Below are 14,641 nucleotides of genomic sequence, written 5' to 3' on the forward strand. Positions count from 1 at the left end.
CCGCGCCGCCGCCATCCTGGTCGGAGGCGCCGTTGCCACGGGACGTGAGCCGCGGCGAGGTGACGGTGTCCAGTTCGGCGGGCCGGCGGTCGTCGGCGCGTTCGCCGTTGTCGCCACCCCTGCCGTCTCCCCCTGCGCCGTCGCCGCCCATGTCGGGGTCGCCCTCGGCGGGTTCGGCCAGGGCGCGCAGGCGGTCGAGGTCGACGCTCTGGCGGTTGCGGAAGAGCGCGAGCACGATGGCCAGGCCGAGACCCACCTCGGCCGCCGCGATCACGATGATGAACAACGTCAGCACCTGACCGCTGTGCAGGACGTCGGCCAGCCACATGTCGAACGCGACCAGGTTGATGTTGACGGCGTTGAGCATGAGCTCGACCGACATCAGCACGAGGATCGTGTTGCGCCTGGCCAGCACGCCGTAGACGCCGATGGAGAAGAGCAGCGCGGAGACGACCGCGGGGTACACGATGTGCACTAGGGCCCCCCGGGACCTTCAGCCGGAGCCTTGTCGCCGGACTCGCCCGCCGGCGGCGAGGCGCCGCGGATGTCGGTGCGGGACAGGACGATGGCGCCGATCAGCGCCGCGAGCAGGAGTACGGACAGCGCCTCGAACGGGAGCACCCAGGTGCTGAACACGCTCGCGCCCAGCTCGCCCGCCGCGCCTTCGCCCGGCTTCAGGGGCGCGTAAGCCGTACGGAAGCCGTCGATCACGACCGTGACCAGGACCGCGGCCGTCGCCAGCGCGACCAGGGCGGCCACCACGCGGTTGCCGCTGTCGAGGTCGGCCGAGCGTCCGATGGGGGCGCGCGTCAGCATGATGCCGAACAGCATCAGCACGACCACCGCGCCAACGTAGATCAGCACCTGCACCCAGGCGACGAACTCCGCCGTCAGCACCACATATCCACCAGCCAGCGCGCCGAAGCAGAGGACCAGCCAGAGGGCGGCGTGGACGAGTTGCTTGGTGGTGACGACGAGCAGCGCCGATCCGACGGCCACCGCGCCCAGGAGCAAGAACACGACCTCTTGCGTGGTGGGTGGCCAGAAGGGCGCCGCCTCGGTCACGAATCCTCCTCGGACTCCTGTGTCTCGTCGGGCTGCAGCCGCCCGGGTGGACGGATGGACCGTGGATCGGCCATCCGTCGTCTGCGGGAGCTCGCGGGAGAAGTCTGCTCTCCCGGATCGGACGGCCGCGACGACTCGCCGGAACCTGTGGACAACTCATCGGCGGACGGCTCACCTGTGGACAACCGTCCACCCTCACCGGCCTCGGGTCCGCCTCCGGAAGTCGCGGGCACGCCCCCTGCGGGCGAGCGGTCCGTGGCCTGGCCGCCTGCCGGTGCGCCACCTGCCGACGCCTCATCCGGAGGCGTCACCTGCGAAGACGTCTCCCCAGCGGCACCGGCGTCCTCGCCAGCTCCCGCCTCAGCGGTCTTCCCCTCCTCGACGGTCCCCGTGTCCTCGGCGGCCTTCACGCGCGTAGCGGGCTGCGTGTCCGTGGGCTGCTCTGCTGTCGGGGTGACGCCTGCGGCCGTGTCCCCTGCGGGCTTCTCACCCGCCGTGGGCGGTTCCGCTGTGGGTGGTTCCGTGGGGGGCGGGTGCTCTGTGGGGGGCGTTGTTGGGGGTTGCGGCGTGCTGGGGGTTTCGCGGGTTCTGGGGGTTCGGCGCGGGGCTGGGGTTTCGGACGGAGTCGGGCGTACGGCGGCGCCTGCCGTACCGGATGGGCGGCGAGGTGCGGCGGTCAGCTCCTTGGGCGGCTCCGCGCCCGAGTCATGGGCGGGCGGCGGCGGTACGGTCTGGACCCATCCCCCGAGCTGCTCCTTCTCGTGGAGAAGGTTGCGGATGTCGCCCTCCGCGTATTCGAACTCGGGTGACCAGAACAACGCGTCGAACGGGCACACCTCAATGCAGATGCCGCAATACATGCAGAGGGCGAAGTCGATCGCGAATCGGTCGAGGACGTTGCGCTGGCGGGGGCGGCCGCCTTCGGGGGCGGGGAGCGTCTCCTTGTGGGAGTCGATGTAGATGCACCAATCCGGACATTCGCGTGCACACAGCATGCAGGAGGTGCAGTTCTCCTCGACCAGCGCGATGACGCCGCGACTGCGCGCCGGGAGAGCGGGCTTGACCTCGGGGTACTGCTGCGTGACGGATCTGCGCAGCATGTGGCGCAGGGTGATGGACAGCCCCTTCGCCAGCCCTACTCCCGGTATCCGCACCATGGTTCAACATCATGACGCACTATGCGTCTGAGGTGAATGAGCCAGACTGTTGTCCCCAGTTTTTCCACAGACATCCACAGGCTGTCCCCGAGTTATCCACAGGCGACCCGCACGGCCCATCCCTGTCACCCCCGACCGATAGTGTTCCGGCATGCCACACCCCCACCCCGCCCGCCCCAGCGCCGGGATCTGGGCTGCCTTCGTGGGTTGGGCGATCCTCCCCTTCGTCAGTTGCGGCCTGGCCACCCCGCTCACCATCGGCTTCGCCGCCTACTGGCTGCGCAGCACCTTCACCGCGATCGCCGCCGTCGTCTACACGGTGTTCGTGGGCTCGTTCCTGATCACCATCGTCGGTTACGAGGAGTTCGACCACATACCGGAGCCCATGCGCTCGCTCATCACCATCGGCTTCGGCATCAGCTGGCTGGGCGGCGTGATCCACAGCGGCATCCTGGTCCCCTTCATGGCCAAGGCCCGCATCAAGTCGCCGACCGACCTCCACCAGCGCGTCACCACCCCCACCTACCACCCGCCGCCCGGCAACACCGGCTTCCACCGCCAATCGGGACAGCCCGCCTGGATCGGCCCGTACCGCGTTCTCCACCAGCTCGGCCGAGGCGGCCAGGGCGCGGTTTACCTGGCGACGGCGCCCGACGGCAACCGGGTCGCCGTCAAGGTCCTGCACGACCTGGTCGACGAGACCGCCCGCGCCCGCTTCGCCCGCGAGGTCGACTCGGCGCGCAGGGTGGCCACCTTCTCCACCGCGAGGCTCCTCGACGTCAACATCACCGGCCAGCACGCCTACATCGTCAGCGAGTACGTCGAGGGACCGTCCCTGGAACAGCTCGTCAAGAAGCACGGTCCGCGCGATCAGGACAGTCTGGTACGGCTAGCGTTATCCACAGCCGGTGCGTTGGCGGCCATCCACAAGGCAGGCGTCGTCCACAGGGACTTCAAGCCGAGCAACGTCCTGATCGGCCCGGACGGCCCGCGAGTGATCGACTTCGGCATCGCCAGGGCGCTGGATCAGGTCACGGTGACGCAGGGGAAGATGGTGGGGACGCCGCCGTACATGTCGCCCGAGCAGTTGACGGGTGAGGCGGTGGGTCCGGCTTCGGACGTGTTCAGCTGGGCGGTGACCATGATTTTCGCGGCCACGGGGCGTCCGGCGTTCGGCGAGGACACGGTTCCTGCGGTGTTCAACAGGGTGCTCACGGTTCACCCGGATCTGTCGCCGCTGCCGCCCGGGTTGCGGGGGATCATCGGGTCGTGCCTGAACAAGAGCCCGGCGGAGCGGCCGTCGGCCTCGGACGTGATGCTGGCGATCGTGCACTGACCCGGGTGTCAGACGGTGGCGTCGGCGGCCTTCGTGGTCAAAGCCAGGTACTCCTCGTGGGTGAGGGTGCGGATCTCCAGGGGGAGCTTGTGGCGGGCGGCGAACAGGTTGACGTGCTCGGGTGACCAGGGGCCCGGGAGGTGGTGGATGGGCTGCCCGTCGGCCGCCAGCACCACCAGACCGGCCAGGTCCTGGTACCGGTAAAGGAACAATCCGGCCGCGCCCCCTTGGACCCGGCTGCCCTGGGGCTCGGGGGTGCTCTTGGGGGTCGAGGGCAGGTGGTCATCGGGGTGCGTGCCCGGCGGTGGGGGTGGGGGTGGGGATGTGGCGGGTGGCTGTGGGGTGGAGAGGTGCGGGGTGGAACGTGGTGGGGTTGGGAGGGGTGGGGTTGGGAGGGGTGGGGTTGGGAGGGGTGGGGTTGTGGGGAGGGCGGTTTCGGTTTGGGAGGCGCGGTTGATGTAGAGGATGCCGGAGGTCAGTCTCAGGTGTAGGCCGCCTGTTGAGGCCACGATCGCCCCTTTGCGTACGCTTCGGCGTCCCAAGCGTTCGCGTACTGGCGCCAGGAACAACAGCAGTGGGCTGAACAAGAAGATCAGCCACTTGACCTCTACGACATCGATGAGCATGCGGCCGATGGCTGAGAAGCTCCGCCACACGTACCAGAACCCGGATGTGGTCAGGTAGACCATGGCGCCCAGGGCCAGCACGCCCAGTCCGATCGCCACCGGCTTTCGCCAGCGTGCGGGTGGGGGCGGCGAAACGCCGGTGATGCGCCTCCAGCCAGGTGCCCGTGCGGCCAGCGCGGAGCGTACCCGGGCGGCTGGAGCGCCGAGCGCCTCGTGCAGCGCAACGCCACCGGCGGCGGCGAAGTCCGCGACGGCCTCCCAGTCGCCGGGCAGGTCCGCGAGGACCAGTCCGTCCTGGTCCAGTACCGCCAAGCCGCTGACCGTCCGGTCGTAGGTGGGCAGACCGTTGGGGCCCACGACGGTCTGTTCGTAGCGGTAGTGGAGGAGAGAGGCGGGCGTCAGCCGTACCTGGGAGAAAGGCGGCACCTCGGGTGTGGGTGTTGGGGGTGGTTGGGAGGGGGTGATGAGGAGTTCGCCGGACGGGGACCAGGACAGGGTCACCGGGCCGGAGCCCGAGGAGCGCAGCGAGGTCAAAGGAGCACCTTCACGACTCCCGTCAACGCGAGCTGAACCAGCGCCAACGGCACCAGCCCCACCCAGGCCAGCTTCTGCAACTGGTCCTCACGCAGCCGAGGAAAGCTCACCCGCAGCCAGATCACCACGAAGGCCAGCAGGAACACCTTGATCAGCGTCCAGATCCACCCGGCCAGGAACGGGCCGTGCCAGCCGCCGAGGAACAGCACGGTGGTCAGGAAGGAGAGCACCACGATGCCGACGTACTCGGCGAGCATGAACAGGGCGAACCGCATCCCGGTGTACTCGGTCATCGGGCCCATGATGATCTCGGACTCGGCGATGGGCATGTCGAACGGCGGGCGGCGCAGTTCGGCGAGACCGGCGACGAAGAACACGACGCCGCCGATGGCCTGCCAGGGCAGCCACCACCACTGCCACTGGTCCAGGATGCCGGGCAGGGAGAGGGTCCCGGCGGCCATGGCGACGGAGGAGGCGGCCAGGACGAGCGGCAGCTCGTACGACATGAGCTGGGCGGCGGAGCGCATGCCGCCGAGGACGGAGTACTTGTTGGCCGAGGCCCATCCGGCCATGATCGAGCCGAGCACGCCGATGCCCATGACGGCCAGCACGAAGAACAGGCCGAGGTCGAGGTTGACGCCGAAGCCGTTCTTGTCGATGGGGATGACGATCAGCACGACGAGGTACGGCACGAGCGCCACCCCCGGTGCGATCATGAAGATGCGGCGGTCGGCCGCGGCGGGGATGACGTCCTCCTTCTGGGCGAACTTGACCCCGTCCGCGATGAGCTGGGCCCAGCCGTGGAAGCGTCCTGCGTACATGGGGCCGAGACGCGACTGCATGTGCGCCATGACCTTGTGCTCGGTCTGCCCGATGATGAGCGGCAGGAGCAGGAACACCGCGAGGATGACGGCGAAGCGCACGATCACGTCCAGCATGTGGCCTAACCTCCTGTGCCCCAGTCGGCGGGTACTCCGGGTGGGAGGGTCTTGCGGCGGCTCGGCGCGGACTCGCCGGGCTCCTTGGCGCCCGGCCACGCCTTGGCCACGCGCGCGGCCAGGATGAAGTCCTTGCGCAGCGGGTAACCCTCGAAGCCGTCGGGCAGGAGCAGCGGCACGAGGTGGGGGTGGCCGTCGAAGGTGACGCCGAACATCTCGTAGGTCTCGCGCTCGTGCCAGTCGGCGCCCCGGTAGACGCCGACGGCCGAGGCCAGGCGCGGCTCGGCGCGGGGGACCCAGGTGCGCAGCAGGAGCCGGGCGCGTTCGGCGGGGTTGTAGACGTGGGCGACGACGGAGAAGCCCTCGGGCGGGTCGTCGACGCCGGTCAGCCAGTCGAAGAACTCGTAGCCGAGTTCGTCGCGGGCGTGGGTGAGGGCCTCGGTCCAGTCGGCGGCGGCGACGTCGACGGTGTGGTCGCCGTAGGACTCGCTGAGCTGGGCCCGGTCGCCCCAGGCGGCGAAGCTCACACGTCCTCCTTGTGGGCGCGCGACCAGATGTAGCGGTCGCTGAGCTTCTCCCCCGCGATCTTCTCCTGAAGCTTCATGATGCCGTAGAGCAGCGCTTCGGGCCTGGGCGGGCAGCCGGGCACGTAGACGTCGACGGGGATGATCTGGTCGACGCCGTTGGTGACGCAGTAGGAGTCCCAGTACGGCCCGCCGGAGTTGGAGCAGGCGCCGAAGGAGATGACGTACTTGGGGTCGGGCATCTGCTCGTAGAGCCGTTTGACCGCGGGCGCCATCTTGTCGGTGACGGTGCCCGACACGATCATGAGGTCGGCCTGCCTGGGCCCGTTGGCGAACGGGATGACGCCGAACCTGATGAAGTCGTGCCGGCTGGTGGAGGTGGCGATGAACTCGATCGCGCAGCAGGCCAGGCCGAAGTTGAACACCCACAGGGAGTAGCGCCGCCCCCAGTTGAGCACGAACCGCATCGGCTTGGGCGCCAGCCGCGAGATCGGCCCCACGGTGGGCATCGGAAGATCGGCCATGGTGACCATTCTCGCGCGGGTGGCGGCGGAAGAGTAGAGCCCCCTACATGTACAGCGCGGCGCGCGCGTTGTCGACGACCTCTCCCGCGATCCGCCCCGCCGCCGCGCCGAGCTCGCGGTCGATGGGCTCCATCCGCGGCGCGCGCACCTCGGGTTCGGTGTACGGCCGGCCGGCGAGCAGGTCGTGACGCAGGTGGGTGGGCGGATGGGTGGTGTCCACGCGCAGTTCCCGCCGCCGGGCGGCGGCGCGGCGCCGGTCGCGCTCGTCCTCGGGCAGCGCCGCGGTGTAGGACCTGACCGCCTCCCACAGGTCGCCGCCGACCTGGTGGGCCTGGGTGGCGAGGTAGTCGTCCAGGTGGGGCAGCGCCCACAGCCCCTTGTCCATCGAGGACACGGCGGCCGACGACCCGGCCACGCGCAGCGAGATGAGGTCGGCGCGGTACTCGGCGCGCTGGGTGGCCCGGTAGGTGATGCGTTCGAGCACCGTGTGGAACCACCCGACGACGAGCCGCAGCGGCGCCACGACGATCTTGCCGAAGGTGAGGTGGTCGCCGTCCATCCTGACGGTCTCGTGCAGTTCGGCGAGGGCGCCGAGCGCGGAGCCGACGACCAGCCCGTGCCGGGCGTCCTGGTTGACGGAGTGGGCGATCTCGTGCCCGAGCACCGCGATCCGCTCCTGCGGGGTCAGCGCGAGCCAGAGCGGGTAGCCGAGCATCAGGAAGCGGCGCCGCCTCAGGCCGTAGGTGCCGTATTCGGCGTTGACCTCGCCGGTCACGACGACGGTGTCGGGTTTGGGCGCGCGCAGCGCGGTGGCGATCTCGTCCACGAGCCGGAAGAGCTCGGGCGCTTCGGTACGGCCCAGCGGCACCCCCTGGGGCAGCTTCCCCGGCCGCGGCGCCATGAGCCAGGCCAGCCCGAACGCCCCCGCGCCGAGGATGATCCCGATGAACCCGGGCCGGGTGACGAGCCAGATCCCGGCGCCGACGAGCGCGAGCGTCAGCAGGTGCACCAGGAGGGCGGCGGCGTAGGAGGCCGCGCGCACGAGGCGGCCGCCGGTGACGGAGCCCTGCCTGACCTCGTCGTAGAGGCCCTGGGCCCGCCATGACGTCATGGGGCAATATATCCGGCTCTAGGTCCAGGTCAGGACACGTTTGCGCCAGGCGTACAGGATGCCGAGGGCGATGAAGCCGAGGAAGACGAACATCTCCACGAGCGTGGTCATGCCGTAACCGGGGGCGGCGAAGACGGTGGCCCAGGGGAACAGGAAGACGGCGTCGACGGCGAAGACGACGTAGAGGTAGGTGAAGACGTAGTAGCGGATCTGGGACTGGGCCCAGCCGTCGCCGACGGGGTCGACGCCGCATTCGTAGGTGGTCAGCTTCTCCGGCGTCGGCCTGGTCGGGCGCAGGAGACGGTTGGCCGTCATGGCGCCGGCCACGATGATCACGCCGATGAGCAGGAGCGCGGCGACCAGTGCGTAGCTGCCGTAGTAGCCGTCCATGGGCTGATCGTAACCGGCGTCAGCGCAACCGGCGAGGGGCGGCGTGGCTGCGCAGGGCGGGTGCGACCGGGGCTCCGTTCAGGAAGCCTTCGACGCCGTCCTCCAGCGCCTTGCCGTACACGAGGAGGGCGGCGCGCGCGGCCTCGACGGTGCGCTCGATGTCCTCGGGGGTGTGGGCGGCGGAGACCACGAACGACTGGCACAGGACGCCGTGGCGCAGGAGTTCCTGGAGGAAGAGCGTGCGGAACGGCTGTGACGGCTGCCCGGCGGCGTCCTTGGTGGTGAAGATCAGGCAGGAGGGACGGCCGAGGACGGCGACGTGCGCGGACAGGCCGAGTTCGCGGGCGGCGGCGTTGACGCCGTCGGCCAGCGCGCGCCCGCGCTCCTCCATGACCGCGACCGGGTCGTGCTCGGTGTAGGCGCGGATGACCGCGCGCAGGGCGGTCAGCGACACCGTCTCGGCGCCGTGAGTGGACGACAGCAGGAAGACGCGGGCCCGGTCGGTGCGCAGGCCGCCCAGTTCCATGACCTCGCGGCGGCCGGTCAGCGCGGAGATGGGGAAGCCGTTGCCGATGGCCTTGCCCCAGCAGGCGAGGTCGGGGCGGATGCCGTAGTGCTCCTGCGCGCCGGGGTAGGCCCAGCGGTAGCCGGTGATCATCTCGTCGAAGACGAGCAGCGCGCCGCGCTCGGTGCACAGGGCGCGTACGCCTTCGAGGAAGCCGGGCTCCGGCTCCGCCAGGGCGGTGGCGGCCTCCATGATGACGCAGGCGATCTGCCCGGGATGCCGGTCGAACAGCGCGCGCAGCGAGCCGAGGTCGTTGTAGGCGAAGCGGAGGGTCTGTTTCCTGGTGGCCTCCGGCACGCCGGCGTTCATCTCCAGTGCGCCGACGAACCAGTCCTCGGTGGCGAAGAACGGCTGCGCGCAGACGGCGACGAGGTCGCGGCCGGTGAAGCCGCGGGCCAGCCGGATGGCCGCGGAGGTGGCGTCGGAGCCGTTCTTGGCGAACTTGACCATGTCGGCGCCGGGCAGGGGGGTGAGGAAGTCCTCGGCGGCCCGCAGTTCGAGCTCGGTGGGGCGGCTGAAGCTCAGGCCCTGGTCGAGCACCTCGCGCACGGCGTCGAGCACCGGCCGGTAGGCGTGGCCGAGGGTGACCGAGCGCAGGCCCATGCCGTACTCGACGAAGCAGTTGCCGTCGGCGTCCCACACCCGGGCGCCCTGGCCGCGCACGAGGACCGGCGCCATGCCCTCCGGATACTGGTCGTCGCCGCGCGCGTACGTGTGCGCGCCGCCCGGCACCAGTTCGTGGAGCCTGCGCTGCAGAAGAGTGGACTGGACGAACCCTGAAGACGGTCCTAGATCCCGCACCCATCACATCGTAGGCACGCAACTCCTTTACGTACATACCCCGCTAAAGGCTCGACTCCAAGATTCCCAAGGGACGGTAAAGCGCTCAAAGACCCCCCATAACCTGGCCCGCATGCACAAAATGCGATTCTTCGGAGGAATCGCGCTGATAGCTGCATCCGTCGCCGGTTGCGGCTTGGCCACCGCCTCCCCCGAGGGCGACCGCAAGGTCCCCGCCGAGCCGACGAAGATCGATTTCGTGACCCCCTCCGCCGTCAACGGTCTCGTCACCAAGACCCTCGGCGAAGGGGACGGCAGCGGCCGTTACGTGCACATCACCTACCCGGAGATCAAGGGGGCAGATCCGCTCAACGACCAGGTCCGCCAGGAGGCCGAGCGCCAGTTGCGCGCGTTCCGCGAGTCCACCACCAAGCACGGACCGGCCCCCCGGCCCGAGCTCAACGTGGACTGGCAGTTGCCCGTCGCCTCCGACGCCGCCATCGCGGTACGGCTGCGCACCGGCGAGTTCCACGGCGCCGACTGGGGCAACTCCAACCGCACCCTCTGGTACGACGGCCGCAGCAGGCAGGCGTTCCCCTCGACCGGGCTGCTCGGCGGCGAGGCGGCGCTGGGCGCGCTGGCGGAGAAGGTGAGCAGGCGGCTGGTGGCGCGCGGGTCGGGCACGGTGGCCGCGGATCCCGAGTTGTTCGACTCCATGGCCTTCAACCGCGACGGGGATCTCGTTGTGGAGTTCGACGACTGCCAGGTCGGCGCCTGCTCGCTGGGGCGGGTAGCGGAAGCCGTACCGGCGGGCGAGGTGGAGCCGCTGCTGTCGGCGGCGGGACGGCGGGCGCGGGAGGCGGCCCGCGCGGCCGCGCCGCCGACGCCGGACACCAAGCCGAAGGTGACGCCCACGCACAGCCCGGAGGCGACCAGCAACCAGGCGGGCTCGGTCGACTGCGCGAGGACCAAGTGCGTCGCGCTCACCTTCGACGACGGGCCGGGACCGCACACGGGGTCGCTGCTCGACACGTTGCGCGACGCGGGGGCGCGCGCGACGTTCTTCACGGTCGGCACCAACGCGGCCTCCCGGCCCGACCTCCTGCGCAGGATGAGCGGCGAGGGACATCTGGTGGCCAGCCACAGCTGGGCGCACCGGGACCTGTCGAAGCTGTCCAGCAGCAAGATCGCCGACTCGCTGGCCAGGACCGAGGACACGCTGACGGCCACGCTGGGTGAACGGCCGACGCTGGTGCGGCCGCCTTACGGGGCGATCAGCAAGGAAGTCCTGGCGGTCGCGAAGGAACTCGACGTCTCCCTGGTGAACTGGGACGTCGACACCCGCGACTGGCGCGACAGGAAGCCGGAGGTCGTGAGCAGGCGGGCGGTCAAGGGCGCGCATCCCGGGGCGATCATCCTGATGCACGACATTCATCGCACGACCGTTGAGGCGGTTCCGGACATCCTCAAAAAGCTCCGCGGGAAGGGTTACACCTTCGTCACCGTTCCAGAGTTGTACGGCTCTGCTGGGATGCAGGCCGGACGCCTGTACGTGTCGGGGGCGAGCGGTTCACGCAAGCAGCCCCTGGCGTAAACCGATCTTTGGGGGGACGTATAGTTGGCGCTCGTGACCCGAACCACCCTCTTCGCCCGCCTGCACGTCGATCTCGGCAGGCTCGCGTCCGGGCTGTGTCACCCTTAGTCGTTCTCCCCCGCAGCCCCTAACTTTCAACGCGTTTACCCGCATTGTGCGGCGAGGAAACGTCTTGACCCTCCCGAGGATCTAGCATGGAAACAGAGACCACGCCCGCTCCCGCGCGAAGGCGCGTCGAGGAGGACTCGTGACCGAGCGTAGCGAGGGCACCAGCGAGCACACCGCGCCGGCCAAGGAGGCGCCGTGACGAAGCAGGTTCAGCAACTCGACCGTGTGATCATCAGGTTCGCCGGCGACTCCGGCGACGGCATGCAGCTCACCGGTGACCGGTTCACCGCTGGCACCGCCGAGTTCGGCAACGACCTGTCCACGTTGCCCAACTTCCCTGCCGAGATCCGCGCCCCCGCAGGAACCCTGCCCGGTGTGTCCAGCTTCCAGCTGCACTTCGCCGACCACGACATCCTCACTCCAGGCGACGCGCCCAACGTCCTGGTGGCGATGAACCCCGCCGCGCTCAAGGCCAACCTCGGCGATCTTCCCCGGGGCGCGGACATCATCGCCAACACCGACGAGTTCACCAAGCGCAACCTGCAGAAGGTCGGCTACGACGGCAACCCGCTCGAGGACGACACGCTCGCCGAGTGGCGGCTGCACGCGGTGCCGCTGACCTCGCTCACGGTCAAGGCCCTGGAGGGCTTCGAGCTGTCGAAGAAGGACGCCGAGCGCTCGAAGAACATGTTCGCGCTGGGCCTGCTGTCGTGGCTCTACCACCGGCCGACCGAGCACACGATCACGTTCCTGGAGCAGAAGTTCGCCAAGAAGCCGGAGATCGCCAAGGCGAACATCGCGGCGTTCCAGGCGGGCTGGAACTACGGCGAGACGACCGAGTCGTTCTCGGTCTCCTACGAGATCAAGCCGGCCAAGCTGGCTCCCGGCGTCTACCGCAACATCTCCGGCAACCAGGCCCTCGCCTACGGCCTCATCGCCGCGAGCGTGCAGGCCAAGCTGCCGCTGTTCCTCGGCTCCTACCCGATCACCCCGGCCAGCGACATCCTGCACGAGCTGTCCAAGCACAAGAAGTTCGGCGTGCGGACGTTCCAGGCCGAGGACGAGATCGCCGGCGTCGGCGCCGCGCTGGGCGCGGCCTTCGGCGGCGCGCTGGGCGTGACCACCACGTCGGGTCCGGGCGTCGTGCTGAAGGGCGAGACGGTCGGCCTCGCGGTCATGACCGAGCTGCCGCTGATCCTCGTCGACGTGCAGCGCGCGGGCCCCTCGACCGGCATGCCGACCAAGACCGAGCAGACCGACCTGCTGATGGCCATGTTCGGGCGCAACGGCGAGTCGCCGGTGCCGATCGTGGCGCCCAGCTCGCCGAGCGACTGCTTCGACGCGGCGATCGAGGCCGCGCGGATCGCGGTCAAGTACCGCACGCCGGTCTACCTGCTGTCCGACGGCTACCTGGCCAACGGCTCCGAGCCGTGGCGGCTGCCCGAGGTCGCCGACCTGCCGGACATCTCCACCGAGTTCGCGGTGAAGACGGACGAGGAGTTCCAGCCCTACAAGCGCGACACCGAGACGCTGGCCCGCTCCTGGGCCATCCCCGGCACGCCCGGCCTGGAGCACCGCATCGGCGGCATCGAGAAGGCCGACGGCAGCGGCAACATCTCCTACGACCCCAACAACCACGATCTCATGGTGCGGCTCCGCCAGGCCAAGATCGACGGGATCGATGTCCCCGACGTCGAGGTCGACGACGTCCACGACGGCACCAAGGTGCTGGTGCTGGGCTGGGGCTCGACGTACGGGCCCATCGCGGCGGCGGTGCGGCGGATCAGGAAGGCCGGCGGCAAGGTCGCCCAGGCCCACCTGCGCCACCTCAACCCGCTGCCGGCCAACCTCGGCGAGGTGCTCAAGAGCTACGACAAGGTGCTGCTGCCCGAGATCAACCTGGGCCAGCTCGCGCTGCTCCTGCGCGCGAAGTTCCTGGTGGACATCATCAGCTACAACCGCGTGCGCGGGCTTCCGTTCAAGGCCGAGGAGCTGGCCGGGGTCATCCAGGACGTGATCGACAGCCGGGGAAGAGACAATGACTGAGCTGGTCAACGGCAAGGGGCTGAACCTCATCCCCAAGACCGACGTGAAGCAGACGCTCAAGGACTTCAAGTCCGACCAGGAGGTGCGCTGGTGCCCGGGTTGCGGTGACTACGCGATCCTGGCCGCGGTGCAGAGCTTCCTTCCCGAGCTGGGGCTCAAGCGGGAGAACATCGTCTTCGTCTCCGGCATCGGCTGCTCCTCGCGCTTCCCGTACTACCTCGACACCTACGGCTTCCACTCGATCCACGGCCGCGCGCCGGCGATCGCGACGGGGCTGGCGGCCAGCCGTCCCGACCTGTCGGTGTGGGTGATCACGGGCGACGGCGACGCGCTGTCGATCGGCGGCAACCACCTCATCCACGCGCTGCGCCGCAACGTCAACCTGAACGTCCTGCTGTTCAACAACCGGATCTACGGGCTGACCAAGGGCCAGTACTCGCCCACCTCGGAAGTCGGCAAGATCACCAAGTCGACGCCGATGGGCTCGCTGGACAAGCCGTTCAACCCGATCTCGCTGGCCATCGGCGCCGAGGCGTCGTTCGTGGCGCGCACGATCGACTCCGACCGCAAGCACCTGCAGTCGGTGCTGCGCGAGGCCACGGCGCACCGGGGCACGTCGCTGGTGGAGATCTACCAGAACTGCAACATCTTCAACGACAACGCCTTCGAGCCGCTCAAGGACCCCGAGGTCCGCGACGACATCACGCTGCGGCTGGAGCACGACCAGCCGATCGTGAGCACCACCAAGGCCGTCGTCAGGGCGGCCAACGGCGGCATCGAGGTGGTCGCGCGCGGGTCGGTGAGCGAGGACCAGATCCTCGTCCACGACGCCCACAACCCGGACCCGTCGGTCGCGTTCGCGCTCAGCAGGCTCGACGAGCCGGCGTTCGAGCACGTGCCGATCGGCATCTTCCGTCAGGTGGACCGCCCGGCCTACGACGTGCTCATGGCCGAGCAACTGGAGCAGGCGGCCGCCAAGCAGGGTCCCGGCGATCTCAGCGAGCTTCTGCTGGGCGGAGACACCTGGCGCATCGGCTGAGCCGAGCCGACAATGTCTCCGTAGCAGATCCTCTGTCGCGGAGACTCACTTGGCTGCCAAGAGCGTGCTGTCTGCCGTCTTGCTCTTGGCAGCCACATTTCTCGGCTTACCGGCGGTAACACTGCCGCCGGTCGTCGTCGCGCACGTCGGCGTCGTGGAGTCCGAGCAGGTTCCGGTCGAACCCGACTGCGGCGGCCACTCGTGCCGCCTGACCAGGTCTCCGCGGCACGCCGGGCCCGCGCACCACCCTTCCCAACGGGTCAGCCCCGTGGCCGCGCTCACCGCCGTGGCGCGTCCGCAGCGG

The 14,641-nt window shown here is 69.5% G+C and carries 14 protein-coding genes and 1 pseudogene; 5 read left to right on the forward strand and 10 right to left on the reverse strand.

What is annotated here, in order from left to right; translation table 11 throughout:
• Window positions 1–178 precede the first annotated feature (178 nt).
• From nuoK to ACIBEJ_RS18970, 3 genes and pseudogenes are all read right to left on the reverse strand, one after another.
• Window positions 179–475: pseudogene (gene nuoK / locus ACIBEJ_RS18960) on the reverse strand (NADH-quinone oxidoreductase subunit NuoK); the annotation flags it as partial.
• Window positions 475–1,065: an NADH-quinone oxidoreductase subunit J gene (locus tag ACIBEJ_RS18965; protein ID WP_397184025.1), complete on the reverse strand. Its 591-nt coding sequence runs from the start codon at window positions 1,063–1,065 to the stop codon at window positions 475–477. The gene ACIBEJ_RS18965 and the pseudogene nuoK, both read right to left, overlap by 1 nt.
• Complete coding sequence (locus ACIBEJ_RS18970; protein ID WP_397184026.1) at window positions 1,062–2,222, reverse strand: 4Fe-4S binding protein; 1,161 nt, start codon at window positions 2,220–2,222, stop codon at window positions 1,062–1,064. Before ACIBEJ_RS18970 ends, ACIBEJ_RS18965 begins: the two co-directional genes overlap by 4 nt.
• Window positions 2,223–2,373: 151 nt before the next feature.
• Here ACIBEJ_RS18970 and ACIBEJ_RS18975 point away from each other — a divergent pair, with 151 nt between their 5' ends.
• The gene (locus ACIBEJ_RS18975) at window positions 2,374–3,558 is read left to right on the forward strand and encodes a serine/threonine-protein kinase (RefSeq protein WP_397184027.1); all 1,185 of its coding nucleotides are present in this window, start codon (window positions 2,374–2,376) and stop codon (window positions 3,556–3,558) included.
• Window positions 3,559–3,566: 8 nt separating this feature from the next.
• Here the strand turns inward: ACIBEJ_RS18975 and ACIBEJ_RS18980 are convergent, their stop codons facing one another.
• The 7 genes from ACIBEJ_RS18980 to ACIBEJ_RS19010 are packed head-to-tail and all read right to left on the reverse strand — an operon-like array spanning window position 3,567 to window position 9,571.
• Window positions 3,567–4,718, reverse strand: coding sequence for a hypothetical protein (locus ACIBEJ_RS18980; RefSeq protein ID WP_397184028.1), 1,152 nt, complete (start codon window positions 4,716–4,718; stop codon window positions 3,567–3,569).
• Window positions 4,715–5,656: an NADH-quinone oxidoreductase subunit NuoH gene (nuoH, locus tag ACIBEJ_RS18985; protein ID WP_397184029.1), complete on the reverse strand. Its 942-nt coding sequence runs from the start codon at window positions 5,654–5,656 to the stop codon at window positions 4,715–4,717. Before nuoH ends, ACIBEJ_RS18980 begins: the two co-directional genes overlap by 4 nt.
• A 5-nt stretch (window positions 5,657–5,661) precedes the next feature.
• Entirely contained in the window at window positions 5,662–6,183 is a 522-nt protein-coding gene (locus tag ACIBEJ_RS18990) for an NADH-quinone oxidoreductase subunit C (protein ID WP_397184030.1), read from the reverse strand.
• A complete protein-coding gene (locus ACIBEJ_RS18995) occupies window positions 6,180–6,689 on the reverse strand; it encodes an NADH-quinone oxidoreductase subunit B (RefSeq protein WP_397184327.1) in 510 nt (169 codons plus the stop codon). Before ACIBEJ_RS18995 ends, ACIBEJ_RS18990 begins: the two co-directional genes overlap by 4 nt.
• A gap of 58 nt (window positions 6,690–6,747) precedes the next feature.
• A complete protein-coding gene (locus ACIBEJ_RS19000; protein WP_397184031.1) occupies window positions 6,748–7,815 on the reverse strand; it encodes a M48 family metallopeptidase in 1,068 nt (355 codons plus the stop codon).
• Window positions 7,816–7,833: 18 nt separating this feature from the next.
• Window positions 7,834–8,205 carry an NADH-quinone oxidoreductase subunit A gene (locus ACIBEJ_RS19005; protein WP_397184032.1) on the reverse strand — a complete coding sequence of 124 codons (372 nt, stop codon included), beginning with the start codon at window positions 8,203–8,205 and terminating at the stop codon, window positions 7,834–7,836.
• Between the two features lie 19 nt (window positions 8,206–8,224).
• Complete coding sequence (locus ACIBEJ_RS19010) at window positions 8,225–9,571, reverse strand: glutamate-1-semialdehyde 2,1-aminomutase (RefSeq protein WP_397184033.1); 1,347 nt, start codon at window positions 9,569–9,571, stop codon at window positions 8,225–8,227.
• A gap of 112 nt (window positions 9,572–9,683) precedes the next feature.
• Between ACIBEJ_RS19010 and ACIBEJ_RS19015 the strand changes: the two genes are divergently transcribed.
• The 4 genes from ACIBEJ_RS19015 (at window position 9,684) to ACIBEJ_RS19030 (ending at window position 14,337) form a co-directional block, all read left to right on the forward strand.
• On the forward strand, window positions 9,684–11,144 hold the full coding sequence (locus tag ACIBEJ_RS19015; RefSeq protein ID WP_397184034.1) for a polysaccharide deacetylase family protein: 1,461 nt from the start codon (window positions 9,684–9,686) through the stop codon (window positions 11,142–11,144).
• A gap of 33 nt (window positions 11,145–11,177) precedes the next feature.
• Window positions 11,178–11,252 (forward strand): putative leader peptide, encoded by a 75-nt coding sequence (locus ACIBEJ_RS19020; protein ID WP_376773454.1) that lies wholly within the window; start codon window positions 11,178–11,180, stop codon window positions 11,250–11,252.
• Between the two features lie 195 nt (window positions 11,253–11,447).
• Window positions 11,448–13,298 (forward strand): 2-oxoacid:acceptor oxidoreductase subunit alpha, encoded by a 1,851-nt coding sequence (locus tag ACIBEJ_RS19025; RefSeq protein ID WP_397184035.1) that lies wholly within the window; start codon window positions 11,448–11,450, stop codon window positions 13,296–13,298.
• Window positions 13,291–14,337, forward strand: a complete 1,047-nt coding sequence (locus ACIBEJ_RS19030; RefSeq protein ID WP_397184036.1) for a 2-oxoacid:ferredoxin oxidoreductase subunit beta — start codon at window positions 13,291–13,293, stop codon at window positions 14,335–14,337. The genes ACIBEJ_RS19025 and ACIBEJ_RS19030 overlap by 8 nt, the downstream gene beginning before the upstream one ends.
• The last annotated feature ends 304 nt before the right edge of the window (window positions 14,338–14,641 follow it).

It is taken from the genome of Nonomuraea sp. NPDC050790, from assembly GCF_044456745.1.
Classification (GTDB): domain Bacteria; phylum Actinomycetota; class Actinomycetes; order Streptosporangiales; family Streptosporangiaceae; genus Nonomuraea.

What these genes read in the sequence shown, in the direction of transcription:
- ACIBEJ_RS18970 (WP_397184026.1), bottom strand. Translation starts at nt 2,222, where the DNA reads ATGGTGCGGATACCGGGAGTAGGGCTGGCGAAGGGGCTGTCCATCACC.
- ACIBEJ_RS18975 (WP_397184027.1), top strand. Translation starts at nt 2,374, where the DNA reads ATGCCACACCCCCACCCCGCCCGCCCCAGCGCCGGGATCTGGGCTGCC.
- nuoH (WP_397184029.1), bottom strand. Translation starts at nt 5,656, where the DNA reads ATGCTGGACGTGATCGTGCGCTTCGCCGTCATCCTCGCGGTGTTCCTG.
- ACIBEJ_RS18995 (WP_397184327.1), bottom strand. Translation starts at nt 6,689, where the DNA reads ATGCCCACCGTGGGGCCGATCTCGCGGCTGGCGCCCAAGCCGATGCGG.
- ACIBEJ_RS19000 (WP_397184031.1), bottom strand. Translation starts at nt 7,815, where the DNA reads ATGACGTCATGGCGGGCCCAGGGCCTCTACGACGAGGTCAGGCAGGGC.
- ACIBEJ_RS19005 (WP_397184032.1), bottom strand. Translation starts at nt 8,205, where the DNA reads ATGGACGGCTACTACGGCAGCTACGCACTGGTCGCCGCGCTCCTGCTC.
- ACIBEJ_RS19015 (WP_397184034.1), top strand. Translation starts at nt 9,684, where the DNA reads ATGCACAAAATGCGATTCTTCGGAGGAATCGCGCTGATAGCTGCATCC.
- ACIBEJ_RS19030 (WP_397184036.1), top strand. Translation starts at nt 13,291, where the DNA reads ATGACTGAGCTGGTCAACGGCAAGGGGCTGAACCTCATCCCCAAGACC.